Origin of the sequence: Anaeromassilibacillus sp. Marseille-P3371, assembly GCF_900169665.1 — a bacterium.
GTDB lineage: Bacteria > Bacillota > Clostridia > Oscillospirales > Acutalibacteraceae > Anaeromassilibacillus.
This window is the reverse complement of the sequence record NZ_LT835157.1, coordinates 2,204,269-2,211,426: the sequence shown is the minus strand read 5'-3', so window position 1 is coordinate 2,211,426 and position 7,158 is coordinate 2,204,269. Positions and strand designations below refer to the sequence as shown.

Sequence of the window (7,158 nt, the reverse complement as noted above, 5' to 3'; positions counted from 1 at the left end):
GGTCCAGTTGGTCCAGTCGGCCCCGTAGCGCCAGTTACGCCGGTCGCGCCGGAAGGCCCGGTTGGCCCAGTCGGCCCCGTAGCGCCAGTTACGCCGGTCGCGCCGGAAGGCCCGGTTGGCCCAGTCGGTCCGGTAGCGCCAGTTATGCCGGTCGCGCCGGAAGGCCCGGTTGGCCCAGTCGGACCCGTAGCGCCAGTTACGCCGGTCGCGCCGGAAGGCCCAGTTGGTCCGGTCGGCCCCGTAGCGCCAGTTACACCGGTCGCGCCGGAAGGCCCGGTTGGTCCGGTCGGTCCAGTAGCACCAGTTACGCCGGTCGCGCCGGAAGCCCCGGTGGGTCCAGTCGGCCCCGTAGCGCCAGTTACGCCGGTCGCGCCGGAAGCCCCGGTGGGTCCAGTCGGCCCCGTAGCGCCAGTTACGCCGGTCGCGCCGGAAGGCCCGATTGGTCCAGTCGGTCCGGTTGCACCAGTTATGCCGGTTGTACCGGAAGGCCCGATGGGTCCGGTCGGCCCCGTAGCGCCAGTTACGCCGGTCGCGCCGGAAGGCCCAGTTGGACCAGTCGGTCCGGTTGCGCCAGTTACACCGGTCGCGCCGGAAGGTCCGGTGAGTCCGGTTGGCCCCGTAGCACCTGTGACACCGGGTAATCCCTGTGGTCCGGCTGCTCCTGTGGCACCAGTTGGTCCGGTGAGTCCGGTTGGCCCCGTAACGCCCGTGGCACCTGGTAATCCCTGTGGCCCAGTAGCACCGGTCGCGCCCGGTAATCCAGCAAAACCTTGAGGGCCAGTTGCACCAGTAGCTCCAGTGGCCCCTCGCGGCCCCTCTACGCCCTGCATTCCTTGTATGCCCTGTGGCCCAGTCGGCCCTGTAAGGCCGCGGGGACCTTCAACGCCTTGAATGCCCTGAATTCCTTGTGGTCCTGTCGGTCCGATGGGACCACGTTCGCCGGTTGGCCCGGTCGCTCCAGTCGCGCCTGTTGGTCCAGGTTCCGGACATGGAACAGGTACACAACAGGGTGGAGGCGGGCAGCAAGGCGGTGGACAACAGGAGGAATTGTAGCATGCGTTATTGAGCTCTTCATTCGGATAAATTTTCATGCTCTTTACCTCCGAGCAAAGATTTGGAATATTCCAAATACAGTTTATGCTTGGGAGGAGCAAATGGACACAAAAAGAGGGTGTCCTAGAAGCCATGAAATGACGGAAGGATACCCTCATTTTTTAGAAACTGAGATATTTTCCAGACAGAAAGAGGACGCCCCTTTTCCTATGAATCGAAAAATTCATAGTTTTGGGACACCCTCTTTTAATAGGAAGTATAGCGATTTAAGAGTTTACTTTTGCCTTTGCCACCTGCTTGTCAATATACTCCTGGAGCGGACGTTCTTTCAGATTAATGGTCATTTTAGAGGAATCCGGCTTGTGCAGGGATAGGATGGTGGCCATGCGGTCGTCCGATTTCTTGGACGTAATGTCAAAGGTTCCGTCGGCATTATCCGGCTTTACAAAGCAGACCGTACAGTAATATTTGTCCTTATAATACTGGCCGGCAGTTGCCTCAGCAAGCTCTTTGAGTTCCTTATTCGACAGGGACTCCGGGTCTTTCGTTACAACAAACATTGCGCGGTTCCCATAGATACGCTTGTATACGCCATCCTGAAAGGTGAAATTTTCATCTGTTTCTGTATACTTCTTAGAATTTGTTCCAGTACCAGTTGCAGCGTTTCCAGTAGAAGTAGCAGAGGACATCGTATTGGAAGAAGTAGCCCCCTCGCCGGATTCATTGGTAGAGACAGTTGATTCGGTTTCAGAGGAAGAAGACTCTGCCTCCGAAGACGAAGCCATTGAAGAAGAGGACGACTCTGTCTCAGAAGAGGAGGTGCTCTCTTCTGAGGGGGTGCAGGCGAATAGCGTACATGTAAGAGCTGCAATCATCATGGCAGCGATTATTTTTTTCAGCATATTTCCAACTCCTTTAAAAATTTTTACTCATGATAGCACGCGCTAAATTTCAAGTCAACCGGGGGTTGCTGGCTTTGGGCGGATTGCGGGACATTCGTTTCTGAAAGTTTGCCCGGTTTTCCTAAGAAAATTCAAGAATTGTAAAAAAAGTGAAAACAAGAAGAAAAGTTTCCTTTAACAGGGGTTTATATTCTTTAAAATTAAAAATGAATCTTACGGTTTTCTTACAATTGCCTTAAAAGACTTTTAAAAAGCAACTTTTTGTCTTTTTTCGTGTTATACTCCATAGTGTACTTGAAGCGGTAAGTCCAATTTTGATGAGGAGTTAAAAACTTTATGTGGAGTATAGAGAACCGTACGGCGTTTTTTGAATGTGTAGCGGACCTATTAAAGGAACCCAAGGTACAAAAAATGCAGGAAATTCGCCAACATGTAGAGGACGCCAATTGCCTGCAGCATTGTCTGTTTGTAGCCTATTTAAGCTTTTTGTTTTGCCGGAAATTTCATTTGGATGCCGTTTCTGCGGCGCGGGGAGGGTTACTGCACGACCTGTATTTGTACGATTGGCGCACCCACAAAGGAAACCACATGACCATGCACCCGATCACAGCGCTCGCAAATGCGACGCGCCTGTTCGAGCTGAATGAAAAAGAGAAGGATATTATCGTCAAGCATATGTGGCCGTTGACACCTGCATTTCCGAAATATGCAGAAAGCTTTGTGGTGAGCACAGCGGACAAGCTGTGCGCGCTTGCTGAAATTTTTCACGTATATCGTCGGCTGCGAGTAAGGGAAAACCTGGATTTTCTTCCTAAGAAATCATTGGAACAATCGCCGGATTCCTCGCAAAAGCGTGCTTCTGCATGATCGCTGGAAGAGTGGTGTGGTTTGTGTTATAATTTCACTAAACACCATAGATTCGGAGGATGAAATATGCAGGAAATTGAGCGAAAGTTTCTACTATCGGAGTTTCCAGATTTGCCGCTGTTGGAAAAGGCGGAGACGTTTCAAGGGTATCTGTCCGTGGAGCCGGTTGTTCGAATCCGAAAAAAGGTAAAAAAAGATCATACGAGCTATGTGCTGTGCATCAAGGGGAAAGGGAGGCTTTGCCGGAAAGAGATTGAATGGAACCTGACAGAGGATGTCTTTCAGGAGTTGGAAGAGCTCCTGGAAATCCCTATGATGCGTAAAGAATATCGGGTTTATGCGCTGGAAGATGGACATCGCTTGGAATGTAGTTGGGTGGATCGAGGGGAACCAACAGAATTTCTCTATGCGGAGGTAGAGTTTCCCTCCATAGAAGATGCTTTAGCGTTTCAGCCGCCAGCATGGCTGGACAATGAGGTGACGGAGGATTCCTATTACAGCATGAGCCAGTATTGGCAGAGAAAACGGGACGTACTTCGAAAAAAGTAAATATGCAATTTGATGCAGCGGGGACCAAGGAGGAAACCCGCTGCTTTTCACTGCATGATGCACTGTACAGAAATTTCCGCATAGTTTGGTGATATGAGAAATCCGGGGTGAGACACCACCGGACGGTGAAAGGGGAACATCCACATGATCGACGGTAAGTATAGCATTGTTATGCAGACACCTATGGGCCCTGTAAATGGGACACTGCTCTTAAAGACAGAAGGAGAAACACTGAGCGGCGTATTGGAGGCGATGGGAGGGCGGCATCCGTTTTCTGGCGGGACCGTACAGGGCGAGGATTGTGCATTTTCCAGTGTTTTTCAAACGCCGCTGGGCAGGTTGCAGCTTTCCGTCAAAGGGAGTGTCCATGGAGATGTGTTCCGCGCCACCGCCCGGACACAGATGGGAGTAATCAATGCCATGGGAAAACGTACACATTCCAGCGGGCAAAGGAACCCATAATTTACGAAAATACCGAAAGGGATGCCATTGTAAAGCAAACATGAGTTTGCTATAATAAAAATGACTTGTCGATGGAGTACGTGGCTATAGAGTGGCCATCCATGATTTGTATGGATGTAAAGACAAAGGAGGAAATAAGATGGAAAAAGCAAAGGTCTATTTTACTGATTTTCGAGCTGGCCTGAATCAAAATCTGCTGCAAAAGCTGGAAAAATTGGTGGTAAAGGCGGGCATTGAACAGCTGGATTTCCAGAATAAATTTGCAGCGATCAAAATCCATTTCGGGGAGCCGGGCAACCTGGCATACCTGCGCCCGAACTACGCGAAGGTTATTGTCGACTTGGTGCGGCGCAACGGAGGCCGCCCCTTTCTGACTGACTGTAATACGCTTTATGTAGGGCGCCGCAAGAATGCACTGGATCATCTGGATGCCGCCTATGAAAATGGCTACAATCCCTTTGCTACGGGCTGTCATGTCATTATTGCAGATGGCTTGAAGGGAACGGATGAGGCGCTTGTGTCCGTTCCGGATGGACAGTATGTCAAAGAGGCGAAAATTGGCCGCGCCATTATGGATGCAGATATTTTTATCACATTGACCCATTTCAAAGGCCATGAAGCGACTGGGTTTGGCGGTACATTTAAGAATATCGGCATGGGTTGCGGGTCCCGTGCAGGTAAGATGGAGATGCACAGCAGCGGTAAGCCGTTTGTCGATCAGGCGCTTTGCGTGGGATGCGGTTCGTGCCAGAAAAACTGTGCACATTCTGCGATCACCATCACAGATCGAAAGGCGGACATTGACCACAACAAGTGCGTAGGATGTGGACGTTGCATCGGCGCTTGCCCGATGGATGCGGTAAAATCCCCGGATGATGAGGCAAACGATATACTGAATAAAAAGATTGTGGAATACTCTGCGGCCATTCTCCGCGAGAAGCCGAATTTCCATATCAGCTTGATTTGTGATGTTTCTCCATTCTGTGATTGCCACGCAGAGAACGACGTTCCGATTATTCCGGATGTCGGTATGTTGGCTTCGTATGATCCAGTAGCTTTGGACATGGCGTGTGCAGATCTCTGCAACCAACAGCCTGCAATGGCGGGAAGTATCATCGATGGGAAACCCGTACATGACCATTTTGATGCGACGCATCCAACCACCAATTGGCGCGTCACCATCGATTACGCAGAGGAAATGGGTCTGGGAACACGTGATTACGAGTTGATCCGTATTTAGTCTTTTATTTCTTGCATGAAATGTTGCGCCCGGACATAACCTTTTTGGCTATGTCCGGGCGCATTATTTGCATTCGGTGATTTTACGATTCCAGTTTGTTCTCCAGATAGGTGGCGAGTACCTCGAGGTCGGAAATCGAATGAATATCCGCTGCCCGACGATTGATTTCTTCTTTAACCTCCAGTGGAAGGGAATCGAAGTAACCTGCCGCAGACATATCCCCGTTGTATCCCTTGTTGAAGCCGCCATATCGGTTGTCCATGAAAACACCTCCGCAAAGGAGCCTATACGAGATACATATAGATTCCTGTAGATCACCGAGGTTAAAAGCATAAACTTGTGTATATGCGTGTAACTTCGGTGGACTACTAGTATATGCAGAAGGGTTCACAGATTCACAAGGAAACGGATGGAAGTCAACCTGCATGTTCGGTTGGCGTAGGACAGAGCAAGGACAGGACATCGTCGACGGTTTTGCCAGAACGCAGCATGGCGTCGTAAAGCGTGTTGATTTCCGCTTCTCGTTTTGCGTTTAAAAGCTCTTTTCGCTTTTCTTCCAATTCGATAATCGTCTTTTTCCAGCGGGTGATTTGAGCCTCAACCTTCATAATTTCCGTATCATAGTCGATTCCCCTGCGGGCACGGGCCATGAAAAACATCTCCTTCATCGGTTTTCCATAGTATGGTCCTTAAAAAGGAAATCTATGCAGAAAGGATTTCAGTTTTGCACATGGCGCCCGAGTGCCATTTCATAGCAGGAGACAAGCGCCTTGGCCTGGTTGAGATCGGTCAAACTGGCGGCGGTTTTGCTGACCAATTTGCGCATGAGTTGTTCCCCGTCTGCATCGAGCTGCGCGAGTTTTTTGACAATGTCTCCCAGTTCATCCGGCGTTTCATAGGAAAACCCATTTACACCTCTGATAATCAAGTCGGCATTGGCACAAGATGGATTCAAGACGACGGGCAACCCGCTCGCAATAGCCTCAATCGGGGCAGCTTCCATCGTGATGGAATCCGACGCACTGACAAAAGCCTTACAGACGGAAAAGCATAGACTGAGATCGTCGCGAGTAAGGCCTCCTGCAAAAAACACCTTATCGCCAACGCCAAGTACCCGTGCACGTTCGTGTAACTCTGCAGCATCCGGACCGCTGCCCACCAGAATGAGCCGCAAGTCGTCTCTTGTGGCTACCGCTTTTCCCCAACAGGCGAGAAGTTCCTCCACCCGTGTTTCTGCACAGAGACGCCCGGAAAAAACAAACCCAATTTTTCCATCGGTCAAATGCATGCGTGTACGCATCTCCTCCTTGGCGGGATCGTCCAGCGAGCGGGGGCAAAAACGCTCGGTATCCACACAATAGGGGATTCTATGAATTTGACAGGGAAACAGCGCCTGAGCCGCCTCTGCACATTTCTGGGAGGCGGTGGTAACCACGTCTGAACCGGAGAGGATTTTTTTGAAGAGCATCTGGCACTGCCTTTTATTGAGAAGAACTGCTGGCCGGTTAGAACCGAATCCTTCCTGAACATCCTGAAGGTCATGCAAGGTGCAAACAACCGGCAGCTGATGCTTTTGGGCGTATTTCAGACCGAGTCCGCCGACCTCAGTGATCGTTTGGATGTGCACCAGTTCCGGGGAGAAAGCCTCAATGAAAGGAACCAAGCCGGGCAGCTTTGATACCCGGGCGCTCTGTCCAAAAAGATTGGAGCTTGGTTTGGCAGGACAATAGAGAATCCCGTCTTGCTCGTAGCACTCGTCGGTCTCTGGGTCGGTTGTAACAATCAAAACCTCATGCCCCAGTTTGACAAGACCTTCGGCTAAAAGAGACACGTGTGTAGCCGATGCATTTGCCTGGGAGAGGTAGGCTTCTAAAAAAAGTGCAATTTTCATTTTTCACCCGTCCCTATATTCATTGCTCTTACGAAAATACAACGGAAAAAGAGCATTTTCACAAAAATGCCGTAGAGGTAGAATGATGCGTCACCATTATAGCATATTCTCCCGCATCTGTAACATAAAATCCTCCATATTATTTTAGGCAATTCCCTTTAAACTTCTCCGTTATTGATATATAATAACAACAA

At 50.2% G+C, this 7,158-nt stretch carries 8 protein-coding genes and 1 pseudogene; 4 read left to right on the top strand and 5 right to left on the bottom strand.

What is annotated here, in order from left to right:
• Together B9Y59_RS16775 and B9Y59_RS09195 are read right to left on the bottom strand one after the other, a co-directional pair.
• Nucleotides 1-1,091, bottom strand: a pseudogene (locus B9Y59_RS16775) (DNRLRE domain-containing protein); the annotation flags it as partial.
• A gap of 228 nt (nucleotides 1,092-1,319) precedes the next feature.
• Entirely contained in the window at nucleotides 1,320-1,955 is a 636-nt protein-coding gene (locus B9Y59_RS09195) for a hypothetical protein (RefSeq protein WP_143255278.1), read from the bottom strand.
• Between the two features lie 336 nt (nucleotides 1,956-2,291).
• On the opposite strand from B9Y59_RS09195, the gene B9Y59_RS09185 reads away from it, so the two are divergent.
• The 4 genes from B9Y59_RS09185 (at nucleotide 2,292) to B9Y59_RS09170 (ending at nucleotide 5,073) form a co-directional block, all read left to right on the top strand.
• Nucleotides 2,292-2,822, top strand: a complete 531-nt coding sequence (locus B9Y59_RS09185; RefSeq protein WP_198945607.1) for an HD domain-containing protein — start codon at nucleotides 2,292-2,294, stop codon at nucleotides 2,820-2,822.
• Between the two features lie 66 nt (nucleotides 2,823-2,888).
• Entirely contained in the window at nucleotides 2,889-3,371 is a 483-nt protein-coding gene (locus B9Y59_RS09180) for a CYTH domain-containing protein (protein ID WP_085533068.1), read from the top strand.
• Nucleotides 3,372-3,515: 144 nt separating this feature from the next.
• Nucleotides 3,516-3,833 carry a hypothetical protein gene (locus B9Y59_RS09175; protein ID WP_054324156.1) on the top strand — a complete coding sequence of 106 codons (318 nt, stop codon included), beginning with the start codon at nucleotides 3,516-3,518 and terminating at the stop codon, nucleotides 3,831-3,833.
• Between the two features lie 139 nt (nucleotides 3,834-3,972).
• Nucleotides 3,973-5,073: a DUF362 domain-containing protein gene (locus tag B9Y59_RS09170; protein WP_054324157.1), complete on the top strand. Its 1,101-nt coding sequence runs from the start codon at nucleotides 3,973-3,975 to the stop codon at nucleotides 5,071-5,073.
• An 82-nt stretch (nucleotides 5,074-5,155) separates the two neighbouring features.
• Here B9Y59_RS09170 and B9Y59_RS09165 read toward each other — a convergent pair whose 3' ends face one another.
• From B9Y59_RS09165 to B9Y59_RS09155, 3 genes are all read right to left on the bottom strand, one after another.
• Complete coding sequence (locus B9Y59_RS09165) at nucleotides 5,156-5,335, bottom strand: hypothetical protein (protein ID WP_054324158.1); 180 nt, start codon at nucleotides 5,333-5,335, stop codon at nucleotides 5,156-5,158.
• A 154-nt stretch (nucleotides 5,336-5,489) separates the two neighbouring features.
• On the bottom strand, nucleotides 5,490-5,723 hold the full coding sequence (locus B9Y59_RS09160) for a hypothetical protein (RefSeq protein WP_085533066.1): 234 nt from the start codon (nucleotides 5,721-5,723) through the stop codon (nucleotides 5,490-5,492).
• 68 nt (nucleotides 5,724-5,791) lie between these two features.
• Complete coding sequence (locus B9Y59_RS09155) at nucleotides 5,792-6,964, bottom strand: glycosyltransferase (RefSeq protein WP_085533064.1); 1,173 nt, start codon at nucleotides 6,962-6,964, stop codon at nucleotides 5,792-5,794.
• Between the last annotated feature and the right edge of the window lie 194 nt (nucleotides 6,965-7,158).

Excerpts from the sequence above, each read along its gene's own strand:
- B9Y59_RS09195 (WP_143255278.1), bottom strand. The coding sequence starts at position 1,955 with ATGCTGAAAAAAATAATCGCTGCCATGATGATTGCAGCTCTTACATGT.
- B9Y59_RS09185 (WP_198945607.1), top strand. The coding sequence starts at position 2,292 with ATGTGGAGTATAGAGAACCGTACGGCGTTTTTTGAATGTGTAGCGGAC.
- B9Y59_RS09180 (WP_085533068.1), top strand. The coding sequence starts at position 2,889 with ATGCAGGAAATTGAGCGAAAGTTTCTACTATCGGAGTTTCCAGATTTG.
- B9Y59_RS09175 (WP_054324156.1), top strand. The coding sequence starts at position 3,516 with ATGATCGACGGTAAGTATAGCATTGTTATGCAGACACCTATGGGCCCT.
- B9Y59_RS09170 (WP_054324157.1), top strand. The coding sequence starts at position 3,973 with ATGGAAAAAGCAAAGGTCTATTTTACTGATTTTCGAGCTGGCCTGAAT.
- B9Y59_RS09165 (WP_054324158.1), bottom strand. The coding sequence starts at position 5,335 with ATGGACAACCGATATGGCGGCTTCAACAAGGGATACAACGGGGATATG.
- B9Y59_RS09160 (WP_085533066.1), bottom strand. The coding sequence starts at position 5,723 with ATGGCCCGTGCCCGCAGGGGAATCGACTATGATACGGAAATTATGAAG.
- B9Y59_RS09155 (WP_085533064.1), bottom strand. The coding sequence starts at position 6,964 with ATGAAAATTGCACTTTTTTTAGAAGCCTACCTCTCCCAGGCAAATGCA.